A 20,664-nucleotide genomic window follows, 5' to 3' on the forward strand; every position below is an offset into this window, starting at 1 on the left:
CGTTGAAGAAAGGGTGGGTCAGCTCTTGTAGTCGGTGAGGTGCTTGCGGCGCACCGGCCCCTTGGGGCCGTCCTTGTTGTCCTGGCACGCGACGCAGAACTCCGCGTAGGGCATGGCCTTGAGGCGCCCCAGGGGGATCGCTTCGCCGCACTCCTCGCACTCGCCGAAGGAGTCCGGGTCCTCGCGCAGCTTGCCCAGGGCCTTCACCACGTGCGCCAGCGTGCCGTCGGTGTTGCGGTTCCGGCTGGACGCGATGGTCTGCATCATCTCGTTGAGGGGCTGCTCGTCCTCGTCGCCGCCCACGCGCGCCTCGTCGGTGCGGTTGGGCTCGATGCGCATGGGCGCCTTGCCGGTCAGCTCCGCGTGGAGCGCCAGCAGTTGCTGGAGGAAGTCCTCTCGCTGCTTCGGGGTCACGGTGCGCGCACCCTTCGTCAGTACTGCGCGGTGGAGACTTGCCCGGTGACGATGGCCACGGACGCGGAGGCGCCCAGGCGGTTGGCGCCGGCCCGGATGAGCTTCACCGCGTCCTCCGCGGAGCGCACGCCGCCAGAGGCCTTCACGCCCACATCGTCGCCCACCACCGCGCGCATCAGCTCGATGTCCTTCACCGTGGCGCCGCCGGGCCCGAAGCCGGTGGACGTCTTCACGAACGCGGCGCCCGCGGCCTTGGACAGCGCGCACGCGACGACCTTCTCCTCGTCCGTGAGGTGGCCCGTCTCCAGGATGACCTTCACGGGCACCGGGCGGCTGGCCTCCACCACCGCCGCGATGTCCTCGTGCACGCGCTGGTAGTCGTGCGCCTTGAGCGCGCCCAGGTTGAGCACCATGTCGATTTCACGGGCCCCCGCGCGGATGGCCTCGCGCGCCTCGAAGGCCTTCGCGGACGACAGCGCGGCGCCCAGTGGGAAGCCCACCACGGCGATGGGCACGGCCGTCGCCCCGGCCAGCACGCGCGCCGCGGTGGCCACGTGGCAGCTGTTCACGCACACGGTGGCGAAGCCGTACTGACGGGCCTCCTCGGCCACGCGCACGATGTCCTCGGCGCGCGCTTCGGGCTTGAGCAGCGTGTGGTCGATGTACGGGGCCAGGTCCGCGGCCTTGACGAGCGTGGCCGGGTCCACGCGCGCGGTCGCGACCCTCACGCCGGGCGGGCGCGGGGCTTCCGGGTTCGGAATGGCGGCGGGCGCGGGCGGCGCCGCCTCCTGCTGGCCCCTCCAGGCGTGCAGACGGTGGCGGGCCTGGTCGACCAGCTCTTCGAGGACGGTGAAGAAGGCTTCGGCGTCGGACGGCATGCCGGGCCCCTTAGCCCACTCCCGGCGCTCGGGGAAGCGCTCGCGGGAGGGAGGAGCCCCCCGGCGACGCATGGGGTGCCGAGAATGGGAGCGGGGCTGTAGAGTTCCAACCCGTGAAGGTCTTCGCGCGGCTGCTCGCACTCCTGGTCCTCTTCCTCGCGGCGTCGCCGGCCCCCGCCGCGGCGTCGGCCCCCGCGGCCCTCCCCTCCCCCGCGCCGGGGCGGCTCACCGTCTATTTCCTCGACGTGGGCCAGGGGGACGCGGCGCTCATCGTGTCGCCCACGGGCAAGACGCTGCTCATCGACGGCGGCCCCCCGGAGGCCGGCTCGCGGCTGGCGGCGCGGCTGCGGGAGCTGGTGAAGGGCCCGCTGGACCTGGTCATCCTCACCCACCCGCACCTGGACCACCTGGGCGGGCTGCGCGCGGCCTTGAAGGCGGTGGGGGCCAGGCGCTTCATGGACCCCGGCTTCGACCACCCCAGCGAGGCGTACCGCGACCTGCTGGACTTCGTGGGCCGCGAGGTGGGCCAGGTGATGAGCCCGGAGCCCAACCCCCACTCGCCCCAGACGCTGCTCACCGTGGGCCTGGGGGAGGGCGTGGCGCTCACCGTGCTCTGGCCGCGCGTGCCCCAGGAGCCGTTCCTCGCGAACACGCGCTCGGACCCGAACGCGAACTCCATCGTCACCAAGCTCACCTACGGGAAGACGGCGTTCCTGTTCACGGGGGACTCGGAGCCGCCCACGGAGGAGGTGCTGCTCCAGAAGCCCCTGGACCTCACCGCCACGGTGCTGAAGGTGGCGCACCACGGCGGCAAGCACTCCTCCACCGCGGCCTTCCTGGAGCGCGTGAAGCCGCAGGCGGCGGTCATCTCCTGCGGCGTGGGCAACGACTACGGCCACCCGAGCCCGGAGGTCCTGGGCCGCCTGGGCGACGTGCGCGCCCGCACCTTCCGCACCGACCAGGACGGCGAGGTGATGGCGGTGAGCGACGGCGCCACCGTGACGCTGCGCTCGGCGAAGGGCGGCGGGGCCGTGAGCCTGTCCGGCACGCAGCCGGCGGGAGGCCCGGTGGCGCTGGGCCCCATCGAGCCCACGCCGCGCGGCCGCGCCGGCCGCTCCATGGAGAAGGAACCGGAGCCGGGCGCGTCCCGGTCCCGGACGTCGGTGGAGCCCGCGGCGCCCGCGGGCACGTCCTCCACCACGGGTGAGCGCTACGTGTCGCTCAAGGGCAGCAAGGTGTTCCACCGCGAGAGCTGCTCGACCCTGAAGCGCTCGAAGAACGAGCGCACCGTCTACACCCGCCGCGCCGACGCCCTGCGTGAGCGCCGCCCCGCCGAGGATTGCCATCCATGAAGGCCCGCATCGCGCTGGGGGTGGGGCTGCTGCTCGCCACCCTGGCCTGTCAGCAGCAGCCGTCCGCCCCCCCCGCGCAGAAGCCCCCGGAGAAGTCTCGCTACTTCGGCGGCGCGCCGGACGGGAAGCTCCACGTGTACTTCTTCGACGTGGGCGCGGGGGATGCCGCGCTCATCGTCACGCCGCGCGGCAACACGGTGCTGGTGGACTCGGGGCCCGCGTCCGCCGAGTCGCACCTGGTGAACCGTCTGCCGGAGCTGCTGCGCCGCGAGCTGGACCTGGTGATCCTCACCCAGCCGGATCCGAAGCGCCACGGCGCGCTGGAGGCGGTGCTCAAGCGCGTGGGCGCGCGGCGGCTGATGGAGCCGCAGCTGCCCGACACGTCGAAGGCCTACGACGCGCTGCTGACGACGGTGGGCTCGCGCGGGGTGCAGATCCTCTCGCCCGCGCCGTCCTCCTCCGCGCCCGGGGAGCTGGTCCGCCTGACGCTGGAGGACCGGGTGAGCCTCACGGTGCTCTGGCCCCGGGCGCCGGCGGAGCCGCTCCTGCGGGGAGCCGCGGACGCGGAGGGGCGCAACGCGGCGAACTCCATCGTGCTGCGCCTGACGTATGACGACACGTCGATCCTCTTCGCGGGCGGCGCGCGCGGCGAGACGGAGGCCCGGCTGCTGGAGCGCAGGCTGCTGGCCCCCTCCACGCTGCTGAAGGTCGCCTCGCCCGGCGTGGAGGGGGCGAACTCGCAGGCGTACCTGGAGGAGGTGCGTCCGCAGGCGGCGGTGTTCAGCGGCGATGACAGCCTGGAGAAGAGCCCCCAGGTGAAGGAGCTCCTCGCGCGGCTGCGCGGCGTGGACGCGCGGACGTTCCGCACGGACGAGAACGGCGAGGTGCACGCGGTCAGCGACGGCAAGCAGTTCGAGCTCTCGCTCCAGCGCCCGACGAAGGGCGAGCCCGCCGGCACGCGGCACCGCTTCCCGGGGTTGGATCCTCGCCCGCCGCTCCAGCGGACGGTGAAGCCCGCCGTCGCCGTGAAGCCGGCGCCCACCGAACCGCCCCCGGCCGTCCGGACCGAGCCCGCGCGCGACAGCAAGGCCCGCGTCAGCGACGTGACGGACGTGGATGATCTGCCCACCGCGCGCAAGAACACGCGGGCGGAGGCGCCGGAGAAGGCGGTGCGCTCGTCCTCCAGCAGCACCCCGGGCGACTACCGGGCGAGCAGGCACAAACCCATCTTCCACAAGGCCAGCTGCCGGTCCGTGGGCCTCATCAAGCCGGAGAACATGCTGACGTGGAGCACGCGCGAGGCGGCGCTGAGCACGGGCCGCAGGCCCGCCGGAGACTGTCACCCGTGAAGAAGAAGACGAAGCCCCGGTCCCGGGCCACGGTGGACCGCATCGAGGACGCGGTCGCCGTGCTGGTGGTGGATGGCCAGCAGGTGACCCGCGCGCTGGACACCCTGCCCGCGGGCGTGCGCGAAGGGGACGTCGTGGACCTGGAGACAGGAGCGGTGGACGCCGAGGCCACCGAGGCCCTGCGCGCCGACGTCCGCGCCGCGAGGGAGCGCGCGATGCGCGGCAAGAAGCCCCCCGCGGGCGACTTCGACCTCTGAGCCGCGCGCCCGGCGCGACGTGCGCGTGAAACGGAACGTCCTGCTCGACGTGCCGGAGCACCCGGCCGGAGCAGGACGCGCGCTGGGGACCTGCCCGCCGCCTGGCGCGGAGGCAGGCCACCTCATCCGTGGGCTACGGCGTGGAGCCTTCCGCCGGAGGACCCGCGGCCTCACCGCCCGCCGCGGTGCCCTGCGCAGGCGCCGCGGGTTCAGCGGTCCCCACGGAGCCCTCCGGTGGCGCCACGGGCTCGGCGGCCCCCGGCGCGGGCATGGCCTGACGCGGCGCCGGCGGCGCGGCTGGCGGCGCCTTGCCGGTCACCTTGTTGACCATGTCCGCGAGCGCGGGAGGCAGCATGCCCGCCGCCGACAGGCCGAACAGCGCCACCACCGGCAGGACGATGAGCAGCAGCAGCACCAGCGCCACCACCTTCAGCGGGCTGCCGCGCCTGGCCGGCACCACCGGGCGCTTGCGCGCGACCTTCGAGTCCACCGGCGACGCGGCCTCTTCCTCGTCCTCGTCGTTGCGGGGGTCCTCGCGCGTCTCGTCACCGGGGTCCTCCTCGTCCGAGGCCTCGCCCCGGTTGCTGGGCAGGTCCAGGTCGGAGAACAGCTCGTTGAGGGGCGCGGCGCTCGCCGCGGGGGCCTCGTCCACGGGCGGCGCCACCGCGCGGCGCGGAGCCGGCGTGGGCATGGGCGCGGGCGCCTCGCGGTTGCCGTAGAGCGTGCCCTCGTCCTCGTCGCCGTCGCGCTCGAAGCCGCCGTTGTCGCCCTGGGACGGGTCGGGCTCGCTCTCCGCGTAGAAGGGCTGCTGGGGCTCCGGCTCGCGGCGGGCGGGCGCGGCCGCGCGAGGGGCGGCGACGGCGGGGGGCGGGGGCGGCGGCTCCGCCGGCGCGGCGGGCGTGAGCAGCGCGGCCAGCTCCGGGATGTCCGAACCGCGCTTCCAGTCCGGCATGCCCTGGCGCCAGAAGAAGCTGCGCGCGCTGATGGTGCCCGCGGCCATCCACTCGGCCACGGCCGACTCGTCGAGCGGGCCCTCCTGCTTGTTGCGCACCATCACGAACCACGGAGCCCCGGCCGTCTGGCGGGGGGGCGCGGTGCGCGTGGGCTCATCGTCCCAGGGTGTCTGGGGAGCCGACGCAGGAGGTTTGGCGAGGGGCGCAGGCGCTGCCACGGCGACCACCGGAGCCGGTTCGGCGGGCGCGGCGGCGCCACCGCCCGCCAGCGAACGCTCCTGGGCCCGGATGCGCTCCACGTCGGCGAGCGACACCACGCGGGTGCTCTCCTCCTCGGCGGGCCCTTCCACGGTGATGACGTTCTGGCAGTTCTTGCAGCGGACCTTGACCGTCTTGCCGCGGACCTTCTCGTCCGCAATGGAGTACCGCTTCTGGCAATTGTCGCAGGTGAAGTTCAAAGGGGGCGTCCGGCTCTCGGGGGAAACCGGCGGGGATGCTACCGCCAGAAATCTCCCGCGCAAACACACGGTTGACTCTCTTCTTCGGCCCAACTATTGAGCCGCCCTCGGTTTCACTCCAGGCTTCATACGAGGGTGGCGCATGCCGGCGAAGGATCTCGGGACCAAGCACACGTGCTTCAAGTGCGGGACGAAGTTCTACGACATGAAGAAGCCAGATCCCATCTGCCCCAAGTGCGGTGAGGATCAGCGCAACCAGCCCAAGCCCGCCGCCGAGCCCCGGCGTGGCCGCCTGGCCGCCACTCCGAAGGTCATCGAGCCCGAGCCCGAGGAGGCCGCCGCGTCCGAGGAGGACGAGGAGAACCTCGACTCCTTCGGCGATGACGAGGAGGCCGAGGCGACCACCGAGGCCGAGGACGACGACATCTAGCGTCGCCTTCCGTGGGCGCATCACGCGGGGCCCCTCGAGCTGCTCGGGTGGGCCCCTTCGTCGTTTCCGCCTCCTGCTCTCACGGAGGCCGGAATGACCCGTCCGGAGCGGGGCCCCTGGGAAGGGCCGCGCCGCTCCGGGACGTCACTTCAAGTGCCGCTCAGGCGCTCGTGGGACGACACCAGCGACAGCTCGGTGAGCGCGCTCTGGATCTTCTCGTAGAGGTTGGGCCCCATCTCCTGCATGCCCACCGGCCGGGCCTCCTTGCGGCGAGGTCCCATGGACAGGCGCTCCGCCTCCGCGGACGCCGTGGGTTGCTTCCTGGATTGCTGCATGGCGACTCCCCCTCATGCGGAAGTGTTCGCTTCCGAGAAAGCAATTTTGCCACCAAGCCAGAAGTCTGAACAAGGGGCGTGCTTCCCGGCACTTGTACGGAACCCCTGGCCAACGCTTTCGTTGCGCCGGCTCCGGACGCGACAACGGTGTCAGGGACGCGCTAGTTCCCCGTGCCAGGCTGACGCAGCGCATCCACGCTCCAGGTCTGCTCGACCTGGACGGTCTCCCCCGCGCGGACGGTGACGGTCCGCGACGTTTCGGGCAGCCGCTCGTGCCAGAAGACGAGCGTGTGGGCCCCTTCGGGGACGCGCATCCGGAAGCGTCCGTCTGGCGTGGTGGTGGTGAAGTACGGGTGCTGGAAGGTGCGGACCACCGCGCGCATCCAGGGGTGGACGTCGCAGCGGACCTGGACGGTGCCCGGCTCGGCGGGCAGGGGGCGGCGCAGGGTCATGCCCTCCAGGGGCATGGCCACGTTGAAGACGGAACGGTTCGTCCCGGACTGGGCGCGCACGTTGTGCACCAGCGGGTCGGAGTTGCGCAGCAGCAGCTCGCCGCCGGCCAGGGCCGCGAGCGCGGGCGGCTCGTAGTGGCACTGCTTCTGGTCCAGCGTGGGCTGGGGCGCGGGCGTCTCCGGGGCGGGGAGCGCGGCGCCGTCCTGGAGCGACACGACGGCGTGGGCCAGGGTGCCCTCGCCACCCACCACGAGCGAGCGGTCCTCCGCCTGGTCGCCACACACGCTGGCGACGGTGGCGGAGGTCGGGGCGCTGGAGGCCGGGGGAGGCGTCCCGGTCAGCAGCACGCGCCCCTCGATTTCACCCCACTTCACCGGTCCGGTGGGCCGAGGCGCGGCCGCGGCGGGAGGGGGCGTGGCCGGAGGAGGCTGCGGGGGCGGCGACTCCCGACAGGCCGTGGCGGCGAGGAGGAGCGCGGGGGCGAAAAGGGAGCGAAGATGGAGGCGGGACACGGGCCCGGTCTAACGGGTGCGTGAAGCGGATTCAAACGCTCCAGGGGCAGGCGGGGAACACGGGGATGGACGCATCCCCAATTACGCGTTGGAACCCCAGCACCCTTGTTGGTACAAGAGCCGAGCCGCGCGTCGGTGCGGCCGTGTGGGAGGCAGCAAACTTGCGGGAGAAACTGAAGGCCCTGGCGGAGCTGCAGAAGGTAGACCTCGAGGTCGCCTCGCTCCGGAAGGCGGCGGACGTGCATCCCCGCCAGATTTCCGAGCTGGAGCGGGAGCTGGGGGTCGCGCGCAATGGCATCGAATCCGAGCGAGCACGCCTGGCTGACCTGGAGAAGCAGAAGGCGCTGCTCGAGCAGAACATCACGGACGAGAAGGACAAGGTGAAGAAGTGGGAAGCGCGCCTGTCCGACCAGCGCTCCACGCGTGAGTACTCGGCGCTCGCTCGCGAGATCGACATCGCGAAGAAGGGCATCCTCACCCAGTCCGAGGCGCTCACGGAGAAGGTGAAGGAGCTGGGTCAGGCGCGCGAGGCCATCAAGGGCAAGGAGGCGGACTACGCCACCAGGCAGCAGGGCCTGTCGGGCCGGATGACGGAGCTGCGCGGGAAGCTGGGCGAGTCCGAGGCCCAGGTGAAGCAGTTGGAGGGGCGCCGCGCGGAGGTCTCCGCGAACGTGGACGCCACCCTGCTGCGCCGCTACGAGGTCATCCGCAAGAAGAAGCTGCCGGCGCTGGTGGGCGTGGTGGCGGGCACCTGCCAGGGCTGCAACATGAACCTGCCCCCGCAGATGTACAACATGCTGCGCACCACGCTGGGCACCGACGTGTGCCCCTCGTGCAACCGCATCATCTTCGCCGTCGAAGCGCTGCAGGAGCCGAAGGACACCGCCGAGAAGTAGCGGCGGCGCGTCACTCCGGTCCCCTCCCCCATGCCGACCCCTTCGCTCGTCGACGTCCTCCGTCACATCGCCCGTGAGGAGCCGCTGACGGCGACGGTGCGCGCCTTTCGCGGGCTCACCCGCGAGCACCTGGGCCAGCTGCTGGACGAAGCCGCCGCGCAGCTGGGCGGCGGGCCGCGAGAGGCCGAGGCTCCCGCTTCAGGGCCCGCCCCGCTGGCAGCGGCTGACTCCACCGAGCCGGGCATCGAGATCGTGTCGCCTGCCGCTGGAGGCCCGCTGAACCGGGTGCGCGTCTATTCGGACGGAGCGGCGCGAGGAAACCCGGGGCCCGCGGGCGCGGGGGCGGTGCTGATGAACGCCGAGGGCGCGGTGGTGGCGCGCCTGGGCAAGTTCCTGGGGCACCAGACGAACAACTACGCCGAGTACATGGGCCTGCTCATCGGCCTACAGCACGCGAAGAGCCTGGGCGCCCGCGAGGTGGAGGTGTTCGCGGACAGCGAGCTGCTCATCCGGCAGCTGGGTGGGCGCTACCAGGTGAAGAGCCCCACGCTGAAGCCCTTGTTCCTGGAGGCGCAGAAGCTGCTGGCCACGTTCGGCAAGGTGAAGCTCGCCCACGTCCCCCGCGCGCAGAACGCGGAGGCGGACGAGATGAGCAACCGGGCCATCGACGAGCGGATGTAGCCCGCCGCGCGTGTCGTCGTTCGGCGAGTGATTGGCCGCGCCGCGGCGGGCGCCCGCGTCAGGGCACTGGCTCCCCCGCCACCGCGTTGGCCGGCTTGGGGCGGTCCCAGCTCTGGAGCGCGATGGTGACCGCGCCAGGCAGGAGGGCCTCCTTCTTCACGAGCGCGTAGGCGGCCTTGGAGTCCTTGCCCCGGGCATCCAGCTGGCGCGCGAGGACCAGGTGGAGCGCGGCCCGCTCCCCCCAGTCCAGCATCTTGAGCGACGCCACGGACAGCTTGCCGCTCAGCACGTCCTGGAGCTCGCCGTAGCCCAGCTCCGCGTTGGAGGCGTCCAGCACCTTCACCGCGAGCGCGGCGTCCCCGAGCCTCTCGAACTCCGCCGCCAGCAGCACGCCCGTCTCCGTGTCGAGCTGGCGGAAGCCCAGGAAGTCCACGCCTGCGGCGGCCCGCGCGGCGAACTCGGGCTCCTCGGCGAGCGCCATCAACACCCGCGTCGCGACCGCGAGCGACTGGTCCGGGGGCACGCCGCGCAGCTTCGCGGCGTCCACGGGCTGCCCGAGCGACGCCGCGAGCCACTCGGCCACGAGGCCCTCCGGCCGCTCCTTCTGGGCGCGCTCGATGAGCTGCCGCATCGCCTCGTTCGCGGCCCCCTCCCGAGAGGCGTGCCCCACCAGCTTCGCGTAGAGCCGCACGTCGTCAAGGTCCGGCCCCTCATCCTTGTCCGTGGGCCGCAGCAGGCGCTCCGCCAGCTTGCGGGCCGCCTCCTCGCGGCGCCCCAGGGCCACCAGCGCCTCCGCGTGCAGGTCCTGGTAGCGCGCGTAGTCTGGATCGCTCTGCTCCATCGCCTCCAGCAGCGTGAGCCCCTCCGCCCAGCGGCTCTGCCGCGTGTAGCGCACGGCGAGCGCACGGCGGGGAAGCAGCTCCCCGGGATGGTCGCGCATCAGCTTCTCCAGCCGCTCGGTCGCCGCGGGCTCCGGCTCCGTCCGCGCCAGCAGGATGCCCATCAGCATCGAGCCGGGCTCGCGCTCCAGCGCGGCCTGGTAATAGGCACGGACCTCGTCGTCGCGCCCGGCGCGGCGCATCTCGTGCATCCAGAGCCTCTGCGCGTCCACGTCGTCCGGATGCGCGTCGCGGTGTGCCCTCGATACGGCCAGCGAGGCGAGGAGCCCTTCCTCGTGCGCGACCACCAGCTTCGCGCCAAGGGCCGCATGCTCCACGCCCGGAGTCTCCGGCAGGGCCTTCCAGAGCGACTCCGCCAGCAGGGCCGCGTCGGCCGTGCGATGGAGGGACATCAGCCAGCCGTAGCTCGTCATCCAGCCGCCCGGGGCCTTCCCCAGATGGACGCGTGTCACCGTCTGCCCATCCTCCTTGCGCATCGACATGCGCGACGGAGGCTCGGTGAGCACGAAGTCGATGGGCCGGGTCCGCTGGAAACTCGGGCCCGCCAGGGGCTGTGGGACGGCGCCCGGCTCGTTGGGATTCGGTGACCGCGAGTAGTAGATGACCGACGTGTACAGCGGCGCGGCGCCCAGGACGTTGTAGACGAAGAGGCCTCGCTCATCCGTCACGACCACCGAGTCACGGGCCAGCGTGCGTCCCTCACGGACCACCTCCACGTCCATGGGGCCGGAAGGCATCCGCCGCGTGAGGTGCGCATCGGGCTCGAGCGTGAACCGCGCGCCGCCCGCGGTCACCGTGACCGGAATCTCCAGGGCGTTGACGAAGAGCACATCCTGGAAGTCCATGGCGTAGCGCACGAGCCCGACGGCCACGAGCGCGCCGGCACCGATTCCGCCCAGCACCCACCACGCGCGGCGGGGAGAAGTCGAAGGGGCACTCACGGCTGGGACTCCTGGGCAAGCGTCGAGGCGGTGAACAGCAAGGGACGGCGGCTCCCCGCTCCAGGCAGATGCCAGCGGTCCACCCACGCGTGGAAGAGCACCTCCGCGGCACGCGGATCCGCCGCGTCCGTGAACAGCTCCAGCGCCGGAGCAGACACGTCCTGTCCCAAGCCCTCCTGCGAGACGGCCCAGACGCGCTGGGCTCCGGTGCTCCCGGACGACGGCTGAAGCACGTCCCGCACCCGGAGGAGCATGACTGGAGCCCCTTCACGGCTGGCCTCCCGGCCTCCATCCACGAGGACGACGCCCTGCCCCAGCGCCTCGTCCATCACCCGCTGCCACGCGGTCACGAGCCGCTCCGACGGATCGTCCTTCCGAAATTCTCGCCCCCCCTCCCACGCCACGGTGACGCGGCGGCCGTGGGCTCGCGACATCGCGTTCAGCAGCCCCGTGAAGAACACACGCGACGGTGCCGCGGCCCCCTGCGGGTCCAGCCGAGCCTCGAGCCGCTCGCGGACCTGCGCCAGCTCCGCGTCCACCCGGGCCTGGGCCTGGGGGGCGAACCGTGTCCCGGGCCGCTCGCGCAGGTAGGTCAGCACGGCGGCCAGCCCCGGCTGCGCCGCGACCCGCGTCCAGACGTGCGCTTCCGCCCGCCGCGGCTGCGGCAACACGGAGAGGCCTACCAGCAGCACGCCCACACACGCGGCGGCGGCCGCGCGCAACCAGGGCGAGCTGCTCCGCTCCGTGCCGACATGGCCGTGGGTGTCGGCGCGGGCCAGCAGCTCCGCGGGCAGGTGCTCCACGCCACTCTCCGCATCGAGCATCCCCCGGCCGAGCAGCTCCAGCACCCGGCGGCGCCGGGCAACCAGCTCCTGCGCCACGCCTTCCGCCTTCTTCTGGCCGCGCACGTTCAGCACCACGCGCAACCCGTTGAACTTCATCTCCAGCTCGGTGTGCTTGTAGACGCCGTTGGTCTGGTGGTTCACCAGCCGCAGGTCCTGCAGGTGCACGAGGGGCCACACGAGGACGGTGTCGATCTTCACCATCACCAGGTGCAGCGGATGGATGGTGTTGAAGGCCCCATAGGGGCTCGCCAACACCCGCAGGAGGTAGCGGACCACGGCGTAGGTGCTGGCGAAGAAGAGCGCGGAGAAGAACGCGCACCACAGCCAGTCGCCGGCGCTCCGCGCCTCGGTGCCGAGGAAGCAGTGCGCGAGCATGAGCCCGGTGACCGTGGCGAACGCGAGCGAGAACGCCGCCGGGATCCCCCAGTTGGAGGTCGTGCGCCAGCCGTTCGAGCGCTCGGCCTCCGCATCGAGCCATTCGCGCGTGATGGCCGGCAGGGCGTCGATGTCCAGGCTGACGCACGTCGGGTACGCGATCTCGGTGGTGCTCTCCGGGTTGAAGCGCCGGCCGAACGCGAGCAGCTGGTTCGCGCCCTGGGACTTCTGCTGGGAGAAGAGATGCGCGGCGGCCGAGGAGAGCTGGCCGCCGGTCCAGCGGCGCAGCTCGGCGTCCGCGCTCTCCGGAACTTCAGCATCGAGCTGCTCCAATTCCTTCTTGGCCGCGGCGTCCTGGCCGAACTCCAGCATCGTCGCGATGCGCCGCACCTTGAGGGCGAGCACGTCCATCCGCGAGATGCCGGGCAGCGACTGGGCCTCTTCGAGCACCTTGAGCGCATCCGCCACCTGCCCCATGGCCTCCAGGCAGTCCGCCAGCGCCACGCGTGGGGCCACCTCCGAAGGGCCGTGCTTGCCCGCGCGCCAGAAGGCGTCCGCTGCCTCCTTCATTCGCTCCAGGCGGACCAGCGCCCAGCCCCGTTGCAGGTGCCCCCGCCAGTGCTCCGGTGCTCGCGCGAGCAGGGCGTCGAACTCCGCCAGCGCCTCCTTGGCGTCGCCCTCGTAGAGGAAGTGACGGCCCAGCAGGATTCGCGCGTCGTGGAAGTCCGGCTGCTCGTTGAGCAGCACGGTGAGATACCTGCGGCCGCCGACCTTGTCACCGGACTCGAACAGGTTGATGGCCTCCTGGAGGGCGGCGTTCTTCTCCGCCTCCGGGCCGTCCGCCTGTTGCGCGGCGCTGGCGTCGAAGGCCTGTCGCGCTTCGGGGTCGGAGAGCAGCTCGTACGCTTCGCGCAGGCGCCGGAAGTCCTCCGGATGCGTCTCCGGCGGGGTCTGCCGGACGCGCTCGAAGTAGGCCTTCTTGATGACGCGGGCATCCGCGTCCTTCTCGACGCCCAGCACCTCGTAGGGGTTCTGGCGGGGCTCGTTGTTCACCTTCGCTCCAGTCCTGGCGTGTTCACGGCCGTATTCACGAGCCGCCACGCTTCATCCAAGCTGTCCACCGCGATCAATCGCAGTCGCCCGGACACCTCGGGTGGCAGCGTCGCCACGTCGTCCAGGTTGCGGCGCGGGTGCAGCACCACGCGCATGCCTTCGAGGTACGCGGCCACCAACTTCTCGTGCACGCCACCCACCCGCCGCACTTCACCGTTCAGCGTGATCTCTCCCGTCACGGCCAGCCGCGCGGGCAACGGGCGCTGCGTGTACGCGGAGAGCCCCGCCAGGCAGAGCGCGAGGCCGCAAGACAGACCGTCCTTGCCGACCTCGGTGTCCGTGTAGTGCAGGTGCAGGTCATAGCGGGCCGTGAGCGTTCCCAGGCTCAGCGCGGGCGCGCGGGCACGCACCACGCTGAAGGCCACGTCCGCGGCCTCCTGCCCTTCAGGCCCCACGCGACCACTGCACCGCAGCACGCCTCGCCCGGGGACCACCACTGCCTCCAGCGGAGACACATGCCCGCCTCCGGGATGCCAGCCGAGCACGCCCAGGCGCCCGACCGCGGGCAGGTCGCGCGCGAGCAGACGGCGACGTTCGGCGACCTCGGCCTCGCGCCCCGCTACCACCAGCGATTCTCCGTTCGAGGCCGCGCGGGCATAGAGCTCGCCAGCTTCATCCAGTGCTCCAGCTTCGAGCCGCGAATCTCCCAGACGCAGCGCCGCGGCCCCCGGTGCTCCTGGCAAATCGAGCACCGCGCGCCGGGCCTCCTCGACCTGGGCGGCGGGACGCCCCTCCAGCCACAGCAGCTCCGCGCGGAGCAGCGCCGCGGCGGCGCTGCTCCGGGTCGCCGCGGGAGCAACGACGAGCTGCCGCTTCGCCTCCGCGACCGAGCCCCGGGACAGCGCTTCGACGGCCGCGTCGAGCTTCGCCTCGGTGAGCGCGGCGCGCGCCGTGGGCAGCTTGAGCGCCTGCACGGCCTGCTCCAGGGGCGGCGCGTCCAGCATGGCGGTGGTGGCCGGCAGCCCGAGCGCCGCGCGAGCCCCGAGCACCGACTCCGCGAGGCGCGGGTCCTCGGGCGCGAGCATCCGGGCCCGCCTCAGCGCGGGCAGGGCTTCGGCTGGACGGTTCGTGCGCTCGCACAGGCGGATGACGGCGCGCCACGCATCCAACTCACCGGGGGCGGCTTCAATTGCCTCGAACGCATGCACGAGCGCGTCGTCCGGATGATCCTCCTCAAGGAGCGAGATGAACTCCGCGCGCAGGGACGCATCGCGCGGAGTGTCGCGCACGGACGCCTCCAGCAACTTCAGCGCGTCCGCGCGCTTTCCGTCGCGCGCCAGCGCCCCGCACAGCAGACGGCGTGCAGGCCCGCCTCCGCCCAGGCCCAGCGCCTTGCGCGCATGCTCCGCGGCGCCGCGAAAGTCGCGCTCCTGGAAGAGCGCTTCCGCCAATGCCAGTCGCGCCGACGATTCGGCCGGGCGCAGCACCACCGCGCGCTTGAGCTCTGTCAGGAGCATGCGTGCTCCAGGAGGAGTGCTTCGGCCAAGACCAACCGCGTCGAGAGTTTGTCCTTGCGCGGCATGACCGAGCGCTCAAGTCCCGTCAGGAGCATGGGTGCTCCAAGCAGTGCGCGCCAGCCAATGCCAACCGCACCGAAGGTTTGGCCGGGCGCAGCGCCACCGCGCGCTCGAGTTCCGTCAGGAGCATGGATGCGCCAAGCAGTGCGCTCCGGCCAAGGCCAACCACACCGAGAACTTGTCCTTGCACTGCATGACCGCGCCTGAGTTCCATCGGGGACATGCGCGCTCCAGGAGGAGCGCTTCGGCCAATACCAACCACGCCGAGAGTTCGGTCGAGCGCGGCATGCGCGCGTTGGAGCTCTACCAAGGGCATGCGCGCACCTCGCGCACGAGCACCGGCCCGGCCAAGCCCGACCAGGCCGAGAAGGCGCCACATCACCAGGCACTGACATTCAGTCCGCCGCACGCGCTCGCTCAGCCCAGGTCGAACAGCAGATCGGTCAGCTCGGCGTCCAGGCGGGACGCGGCGACGCGGTCACCCTTCGCACGGGCTTCGCGCAAGGCATTGCACAGCGACTCCAGCCGGGGCCGCACGCTCGCCGGCGCGGTCGCGATCCGTTCAGTCGCCGCGTTCAACAGCGCATCCGCTTCGGCCTCCGGAGGCGCCTGTGCGGCCACCGGCGCGGGGGCGGACACCGGTGCTCCGGGTGCGGGGGCCGCGCCCCAATCGCGCGCCAGCCGCTCCTTCGCCTCCTGCCGCTGCTCCGGCCCCAGGCGCTGTGAGCGCTTGTCCACCACCAGCGTGGCCTCCTTGCCCGTGGAGACGACTCGCGTCGTGACGTCGAGGATGCCGTTGATGTCGTAGGTGAACGTGACGGCGACCTTCTCCGCGCCCGCGCGCCCGGGCGGCACGCCCTCCACCGTGTACGCGTCCAGGAACAGGTTGTCCTTCACCAGCCGCGCCTCGCCCTGGAACACGCGGATCTCCACCGCGCGCTGCCCCTCCGCCGTGGTGGCGAAGGTCTCCGTGCGCGACACCGGCACCGTCGTGTTGCGCGGGATGAGCGGCGAGAAGACCCCGCCCACCCGCTCGCGCCCCACCGTCGCCTGCACCTCCACGCCCAGCGTGAACGGACACACGTCGGTGATCATGATGCCGTGCGCGGCGCTCATCGCGCCCGTCTTCAGCCCCGCCTGAAGCGCGGCCCCCAGCGCCACCGCCTCGTCGGGGTGGACGCCATCGCGCGGCTCGCGCCCGAAGTAGTCGGCGAGCAGCCGACGCACCAGCGGCACTCGCGAGCTGCCCCCCACCAGCACCACCTCCGCGATGGACTTCTTGGACAGCTTCGCGTCCTTCAGCGCGCTCTCCATCGGCTCGAGCGTGGAGCGCACCAGGTCGGTGATCAGCGCCTCGAACCTCGCGCGCGTCACCTCCACCTCCAGCGACGCGGGCGTGCCGCCCCTGCCCGGCGCGAGGAACGGCACGATGACAGGCGTGGACTCCACGGACGTGAGCGCGATCTTCGCGGCCTCCGCCGCGGCCTTGAGCCGCACCTGCGCCGCCAGGTTCCCTGCCAGCGACACGCCGTGGGCGCGCTCGAACTCCGCGCCCAGCCACGCGGCCAGCGCCTGATCGAAGTCGCTGCCTCCCAGCTGGTTGTTGCCCGCGGAGGCCTTCACGTCCAGCACGCCCTGGAACATCTCCAGCACCGACACGTCGAACGTGCCGCCGCCCAGGTCGTAGACCAGCACGTACTGCTCTGCGTCCAGGTGGTTCACGCCGTACGCGAGCGCCGCGGCGGTGGGCTCGTTGAGCAGCCGCTCCACCTTGAGCCCCGCGAGTTCGCCCGCGTCCTTGGTCGCCTGGCGCTGGGCATCGCTGAAGTAGGCGGGCACCGTGACCACCGCCTCCGTCACCGCGCCGCCCAGCGCCCGCTCCGCGTCCTCACGCAGCGCGCGCAGGATGAGCGCGGAGATCTCCGTGGGGCTGTAGCGCCGGTCCCCGAGCGTCACCGGCAGATCGCGGCCCATGCGCCGCTTCACCTCCGCGATGGTGCGCTCCGGATGCACGAGCAGCTGCGCCCGCGCGGACTCGCCCACATGCAGCCGCCCCTCCGCGTCCAGCCCCACCACGGAAGGCGTGAGGTGTTTCCCCAACCGGTTGGTCAGGAGGTTGGGACGGCCCGCGCTGTCGAGCGCGGCCACCAGCGAGTGCGTGGTGCCCAGATCGATGCCAACGACGTGACTCATGCGAGGTGAACCCAGGGCCTTTCGGCGAAGGACCGCGAGCGGCGGACTAGGACTCCGGCGGAGTCCACGGCTGAGCAGGCGCGGCGACGGCGGGAGTGGGAGCGGCGTACATGCGGCGCAGCTGCGCCAGCCCCTCCGCGCTGATCCCCGCCTGCTGGGCGATCTCCAGCGCGCGCTCCGGCGACGCGTGGGTCACCCACCTCCACTTGTACGAAGCGATGAGCCCTCCGATGCAGGCCAGGCCCAAGAGGCCGACGGGGATGGCGCTCCCCTCGTGATTCGAGAAGGAGAAGAAGCCGAAGAGCAGCGAGAATGCCCCCACGACAATGAAAAGGAGGCGCGCCCACGCCGTGAGCACGGACTTGCCGCTCATGGAGATGGCCTGTCCGCGCCAGCCGTTGCCCTCCTCGGCCACGACGAGCCAGCCCTCCAGCGGGATGAGCGGCACGAAGTTGATGTGACCGAACTTCGTCGCCACGTAACCGAGGCCCGGAATCGCATCACACTTGCCGAAGAGCCTCGAACCAAAGATGACCATGTGCTTCCCCCTCTAGACCTTCGCGCGGTGCCGCGAGGCACCCGGTCGCGCGAGCGCGAATCCTGCGGCACCGGGGCGAACGCGCGCAATCCCCCGCCCCGGGTAGGACAGTGGCTCACGACTCCGTGAGCCACCGCCATCCATGCAATACGGACAAGACAGGCAGGACTGGCGCTCAAAACGCCCCGAGTGCACCTCTCCTCCGACGCCGCGTCACTCAGGGCCGGTACACGCAGCGGAACCCCACCCCGGTCAGACCGTTCTTCGGGTACGCGAGGCCGCGGTGGGCGGACCGGAACAGCGAGGGCACGTGATTGAGCCAGGAGCCTCCCTTGTGGACGGGCTTCGCCGGCTCACCGGAGGGCCCGACAGGCGCAGCCTCGCCCAGTTGCTCCTGGTAGCCGGTGGAGGTCCACTGCCACACGTTCCCGGCCATGTCGCAGAGCCCCCAGCCGTTGCAGCGCGGCCCGGCGTGGACGACCGGGGCGGTGCCGCTGAGGCAGCCGCGCGACGCGCAGGACACCGAGCCGACCACGTGCTCCACCTCGAACGACTCGCCCCACCAGAAGGCGGAGACCGTCGAGGCGCGCACGGCGTACTCCCACTCCGCCTCCGTCGGCAGCGCGCCCCCGGCAAGCTCGCAGTAGGCCCGCGCGGCGCGCCAGTCCACGCAGTTCACGGGGTGCGCCGCGCGCTCGGAGTCCAGGTTGCAGCGGCCGAGCCACCCCTCCGGGGTCTCCGCATCGGTCCACCAGCGCGCCTGCGGGTCCTTCGCGCGCACCTGCTCACGTCGCGCGGCGAAGGCCCGCACCGTCACGGGCGTCACGTCCATCCGGAAGCGCTCGAACGCGACCTCCGTCCGGGGCCCCTCGTCCACGTCCCGCCCCGGCTCACCCGCCGGTGAGCCCATCTCGAAGCGCCCGGCCGGCAGCCACACCGATTCCGGCGAGGGAGAGGGCTCCACGCTGGCGACGCGTGGAGCCGTGATCTCTTTCGCGGTGCCACAACCCGCCATGAACACAAGGAGCGCAGCGCCCGAAGAGACCAGGAACGAAGTCGAAGGTGTCATCGAGAGGCATGTTCGAACTTCGCGGCCTGGTACTCCAGCAGCACATCACAGCCCCCCAGCTCCGGCTGGTGCGTGGCGAGGACTCGCGCCCTCAGGATGACAGGCTGGAAGTACGTGTTCCAGACGTGCCGGGCGCATTCCCGATACTGACGCGCATCAGGCGATCCAGGTCCACGCTCATCGACCCACGTCCTCCAGCAACGACACGATGAAGGCGTCACACGCGTCCTTCATCGGCGGCCGGAAATCCAGCTTGATGCGGCGACGCTCCGCGAGGACCGTCACCCCCATCCTCGGGTTGCGTGTCTCCTTCGCGTAGGTCTCCCGGTAGAGGCCCGTCCCGCGCTTCTGCCAGTTCGGCAGGTCGTTGAAGTTCACGCCCCGCTGGAAGAGCAGCGCGTTCTTCTCCGCCACCGACAGGCACGCGAGCATGGCCGTGGCATCCGCCACGCCCTTCCCTTCACGGCGCAGCCTCCAGTAGCAGTGCGCGGGCAGCGCGTTGCGGTGCGCGTCCTCGCTGCGCCAGCGGAAGTAGTCGCGCACGAGCCCGGCGTTCGCGGCTCGCAGCTGCGGCTGTCGAACGGGCCCAGGTCCCCGAACACGCCGGGCAGCACGCACAGGTCGTGCGCGGTCTCGAACACGCGCATCTTCGCGTCCAGCTCATCGAACTTCACGTTGCCCCTCCTCCACGGTGAAACCGTCCGGCCCCAGCCGGGCGAAGAACAGCGCGTCGAAGCCCTCCTCGGGCTTCCGGGACCTGCAACCGCTTGTAGGTGCCGAGCACGCCCACCAGCGGCCCCCCCTGCTCCGCCGGCCGCAGGTCGTTGCGCACGAGCGCGTCCGCCACCTTCGACTGGAAGTAGAGCCCCACCCCGCGGAAGCCGAACGGCTTCGCGGCGGCGATGTAGCGGGAGCGCTCCGCCGCTCGCGGGGACTTCGGGCCGCTCAGGCGCGGCAGCACCCGACAAGCCCCCAGACGCTCACCCGGTGAGGCCGGCGGCGACGGCTGCGCGACAGCGGCCCTTCCAGAAGGTGGACCCGCGTGGGCGGGCTGTTGTATCCCCGGAGTGCCGGAGCGGCCCGGGTGAACGCCGGCCATCGCAGGCATGGATGGCGGGAGGAAAGTCCGGGCTCCACAGGGCAGGGTGCTGGCTAACGGCCAGTCGAGGCGACTCGCAGGAAAGTGCCACAGAAAACAGACCGCCCGTTCCCGAGAGGGGGCGGGTAAGGGTGAAACGGTGCGGTAAGAGCGCACCGCGTCCGGGGTGACCCGGACGGCACGGTAAACCCCACCTGGAGCAAGAGCCAATAGGAGCGCGTCCCCGAAAGGGGACAGGGATGGCCCGTCCCATGCGCTCGGGTTGCTCGCTGACGAGGCCCCTGGGCAACCAGGGCCCTAGATGAATGTTCGCCGCCCATCCCGAAAGGGGTGGGAACAAAACCCGGCTTACAGGGCCGCTCCGGTTTTTTCCTGTCACCCGCCCACGGGGACCTGCGCCAGCAGGATGCGCCCCCGACCGTCATTGCGCACCGCCTCCGGGTTGGTGAGCGGCAGGCGGCTGTCGTTGCGCGGCTCCCACAGGCCCATCCACACGTTCAGCGCGCGCGGCGTCGCGCCCTGCGGCAGCGCGATGACGAACTCGTCCTTCACCGTCTCCCCCACCTTCCACTGCGTGGTGGGGTACAGGCCGCCCGCGGGCTTGTGGTCCAGGTTGAGGCGCTCCATGCGCCCGTCCGCGTCCTCCACGTGAACGAAGACGAGGTAGTCCTCCTCAATCGGCTGGAGCACCTTGAAGAAGACGGTGACGCGACCCTGGTCTCCCACGGGGATGCGTCCCGGCTGCACCGACGCGCCCACCACCTCCACCTTGCCGCCCAGGTTGGCGCCGCTGCGGATGGACAGCGGCGGCACCTGGGCGACGGTAGCCGCGCGGCGCTCCTGGTCGCTGGCCCCGCCGGGGGCCTCCACGATGCAGGCGCTGGCACTCCCCAGCAGGACGGTGGCGGTCAACAGGACGTTCAGGGGCGGAAGGCGCATGACGGAGGGCCGTTCTACCCGGCCACGGGCGCTGCATCCAACTGCGCGTTGGTGTATGCGGAGCGGCGATGAAGACCCCGACCCCCCTCGACGCGCTCCTGGCGCAGGTGCCCCCCCCCCCCCCCCCCCCCCCCCCCCCCCGGGGCGGGGCCGCGCCCGCGGGGCCGG

At 71.9% G+C, this 20,664-nt stretch carries 20 protein-coding genes and 1 other RNA gene; 7 read left to right on the forward strand and 14 right to left on the reverse strand.

The window, feature by feature from the left end; all coding sequences use genetic code 11:
• Positions 1 to 18 precede the first annotated feature (18 nt).
• Positions 19 to 414, reverse strand: a complete 396-nt coding sequence (locus U8525_RS30760; protein WP_374270273.1) for a TraR/DksA family transcriptional regulator — start codon at positions 412 to 414, stop codon at positions 19 to 21.
• A gap of 17 nt (positions 415 to 431) precedes the next feature.
• Positions 432 to 1,292, reverse strand: a complete 861-nt coding sequence (gene deoC / locus U8525_RS30765; RefSeq protein ID WP_374270274.1) for a deoxyribose-phosphate aldolase — start codon at positions 1,290 to 1,292, stop codon at positions 432 to 434.
• A gap of 113 nt (positions 1,293 to 1,405) precedes the next feature.
• Between deoC and U8525_RS30770 the strand changes: the two genes are divergently transcribed.
• The 3 genes from U8525_RS30770 to U8525_RS30780 are packed head-to-tail and all read left to right on the forward strand — an operon-like array spanning position 1,406 to position 4,250.
• On the forward strand, positions 1,406 to 2,644 hold the full coding sequence (locus U8525_RS30770) for a ComEC/Rec2 family competence protein (RefSeq protein ID WP_374270275.1): 1,239 nt from the start codon (positions 1,406 to 1,408) through the stop codon (positions 2,642 to 2,644).
• The gene (locus U8525_RS30775) at positions 2,641 to 3,993 is read left to right on the forward strand and encodes a ComEC/Rec2 family competence protein (RefSeq protein WP_374270276.1); all 1,353 of its coding nucleotides are present in this window, start codon (positions 2,641 to 2,643) and stop codon (positions 3,991 to 3,993) included. Before U8525_RS30770 ends, U8525_RS30775 begins: the two co-directional genes overlap by 4 nt.
• On the forward strand, positions 3,990 to 4,250 hold the full coding sequence (locus U8525_RS30780; protein WP_374270277.1) for a DUF3006 domain-containing protein: 261 nt from the start codon (positions 3,990 to 3,992) through the stop codon (positions 4,248 to 4,250). The genes U8525_RS30775 and U8525_RS30780 overlap by 4 nt, the downstream gene beginning before the upstream one ends.
• Before the next feature lie 133 nt (positions 4,251 to 4,383).
• Here U8525_RS30780 and U8525_RS30785 read toward each other — a convergent pair whose 3' ends face one another.
• The gene (locus U8525_RS30785; RefSeq protein ID WP_374270278.1) at positions 4,384 to 5,661 is read right to left on the reverse strand and encodes a GYF domain-containing protein; all 1,278 of its coding nucleotides are present in this window, start codon (positions 5,659 to 5,661) and stop codon (positions 4,384 to 4,386) included.
• A 142-nt stretch (positions 5,662 to 5,803) separates the two neighbouring features.
• Here U8525_RS30785 and U8525_RS30790 point away from each other — a divergent pair, with 142 nt between their 5' ends.
• Positions 5,804 to 6,091 carry a TIGR02300 family protein gene (locus tag U8525_RS30790; protein ID WP_374270279.1) on the forward strand — a complete coding sequence of 96 codons (288 nt, stop codon included), beginning with the start codon at positions 5,804 to 5,806 and terminating at the stop codon, positions 6,089 to 6,091.
• A 149-nt stretch (positions 6,092 to 6,240) separates the two neighbouring features.
• On the opposite strand, the gene U8525_RS30795 is transcribed toward U8525_RS30790, so the two are convergent.
• Positions 6,241 to 6,426, reverse strand: coding sequence for a hypothetical protein (locus U8525_RS30795; protein ID WP_374270280.1), 186 nt, complete (start codon positions 6,424 to 6,426; stop codon positions 6,241 to 6,243).
• A 161-nt stretch (positions 6,427 to 6,587) separates the two neighbouring features.
• Entirely contained in the window at positions 6,588 to 7,226 is a 639-nt protein-coding gene (locus U8525_RS30800) for a hypothetical protein (RefSeq protein ID WP_374270281.1), read from the reverse strand.
• Positions 7,227 to 7,552: 326 nt separating this feature from the next.
• Here U8525_RS30800 and U8525_RS30805 point away from each other — a divergent pair, with 326 nt between their 5' ends.
• Positions 7,553 to 8,287 carry a zinc ribbon domain-containing protein gene (locus U8525_RS30805; protein WP_374270282.1) on the forward strand — a complete coding sequence of 245 codons (735 nt, stop codon included), beginning with the start codon at positions 7,553 to 7,555 and terminating at the stop codon, positions 8,285 to 8,287.
• A 30-nt stretch (positions 8,288 to 8,317) separates the two neighbouring features.
• On the forward strand, positions 8,318 to 8,968 hold the full coding sequence (locus U8525_RS30810) for a ribonuclease HI family protein (RefSeq protein ID WP_374270283.1): 651 nt from the start codon (positions 8,318 to 8,320) through the stop codon (positions 8,966 to 8,968).
• A 58-nt stretch (positions 8,969 to 9,026) separates the two neighbouring features.
• Here U8525_RS30810 and U8525_RS30815 read toward each other — a convergent pair whose 3' ends face one another.
• From U8525_RS30815 to U8525_RS30850, 8 genes are all read right to left on the reverse strand, one after another.
• Entirely contained in the window at positions 9,027 to 10,808 is a 1,782-nt protein-coding gene (locus U8525_RS30815; protein WP_374270284.1) for a tetratricopeptide repeat protein, read from the reverse strand.
• Complete coding sequence (locus tag U8525_RS30820; RefSeq protein WP_374270285.1) at positions 10,805 to 13,081, reverse strand: DnaJ domain-containing protein; 2,277 nt, start codon at positions 13,079 to 13,081, stop codon at positions 10,805 to 10,807. Before U8525_RS30820 ends, U8525_RS30815 begins: the two co-directional genes overlap by 4 nt.
• On the reverse strand, positions 13,078 to 14,598 hold the full coding sequence (locus tag U8525_RS30825; RefSeq protein ID WP_374270286.1) for a S16 family serine protease: 1,521 nt from the start codon (positions 14,596 to 14,598) through the stop codon (positions 13,078 to 13,080). Before U8525_RS30825 ends, U8525_RS30820 begins: the two co-directional genes overlap by 4 nt.
• Positions 14,599 to 15,075: 477 nt before the next feature.
• Positions 15,076 to 16,851 (reverse strand): Hsp70 family protein, encoded by a 1,776-nt coding sequence (locus U8525_RS30830; protein ID WP_374270287.1) that lies wholly within the window; start codon positions 16,849 to 16,851, stop codon positions 15,076 to 15,078.
• A gap of 46 nt (positions 16,852 to 16,897) precedes the next feature.
• A complete protein-coding gene (locus tag U8525_RS30835; protein ID WP_374270288.1) occupies positions 16,898 to 17,389 on the reverse strand; it encodes a hypothetical protein in 492 nt (163 codons plus the stop codon).
• A gap of 217 nt (positions 17,390 to 17,606) precedes the next feature.
• The gene (locus U8525_RS30840; RefSeq protein WP_374270289.1) at positions 17,607 to 18,353 is read right to left on the reverse strand and encodes a formylglycine-generating enzyme family protein; all 747 of its coding nucleotides are present in this window, start codon (positions 18,351 to 18,353) and stop codon (positions 17,607 to 17,609) included.
• A 282-nt stretch (positions 18,354 to 18,635) separates the two neighbouring features.
• A complete protein-coding gene (locus U8525_RS30845) occupies positions 18,636 to 19,001 on the reverse strand; it encodes a hypothetical protein (RefSeq protein WP_374270290.1) in 366 nt (121 codons plus the stop codon).
• A gap of 127 nt (positions 19,002 to 19,128) precedes the next feature.
• Positions 19,129 to 19,419 carry a hypothetical protein gene (locus tag U8525_RS30850; RefSeq protein WP_374270291.1) on the reverse strand — a complete coding sequence of 97 codons (291 nt, stop codon included), beginning with the start codon at positions 19,417 to 19,419 and terminating at the stop codon, positions 19,129 to 19,131.
• A gap of 111 nt (positions 19,420 to 19,530) precedes the next feature.
• On the opposite strand from U8525_RS30850, the gene rnpB reads away from it, so the two are divergent.
• Positions 19,531 to 19,924: RNase P RNA component class A (gene rnpB / locus U8525_RS30855), an RNA gene on the forward strand.
• A gap of 8 nt (positions 19,925 to 19,932) precedes the next feature.
• Here rnpB and U8525_RS30860 read toward each other — a convergent pair.
• Complete coding sequence (locus U8525_RS30860; RefSeq protein WP_374270292.1) at positions 19,933 to 20,496, reverse strand: hypothetical protein; 564 nt, start codon at positions 20,494 to 20,496, stop codon at positions 19,933 to 19,935.
• Between the last annotated feature and the right edge of the window lie 168 nt (positions 20,497 to 20,664).

It is taken from the genome of Corallococcus sp. RDP092CA (genome assembly GCF_041903675.1).
In the GTDB taxonomy this organism is placed as follows: domain Bacteria; phylum Myxococcota; class Myxococcia; order Myxococcales; family Myxococcaceae; genus Corallococcus.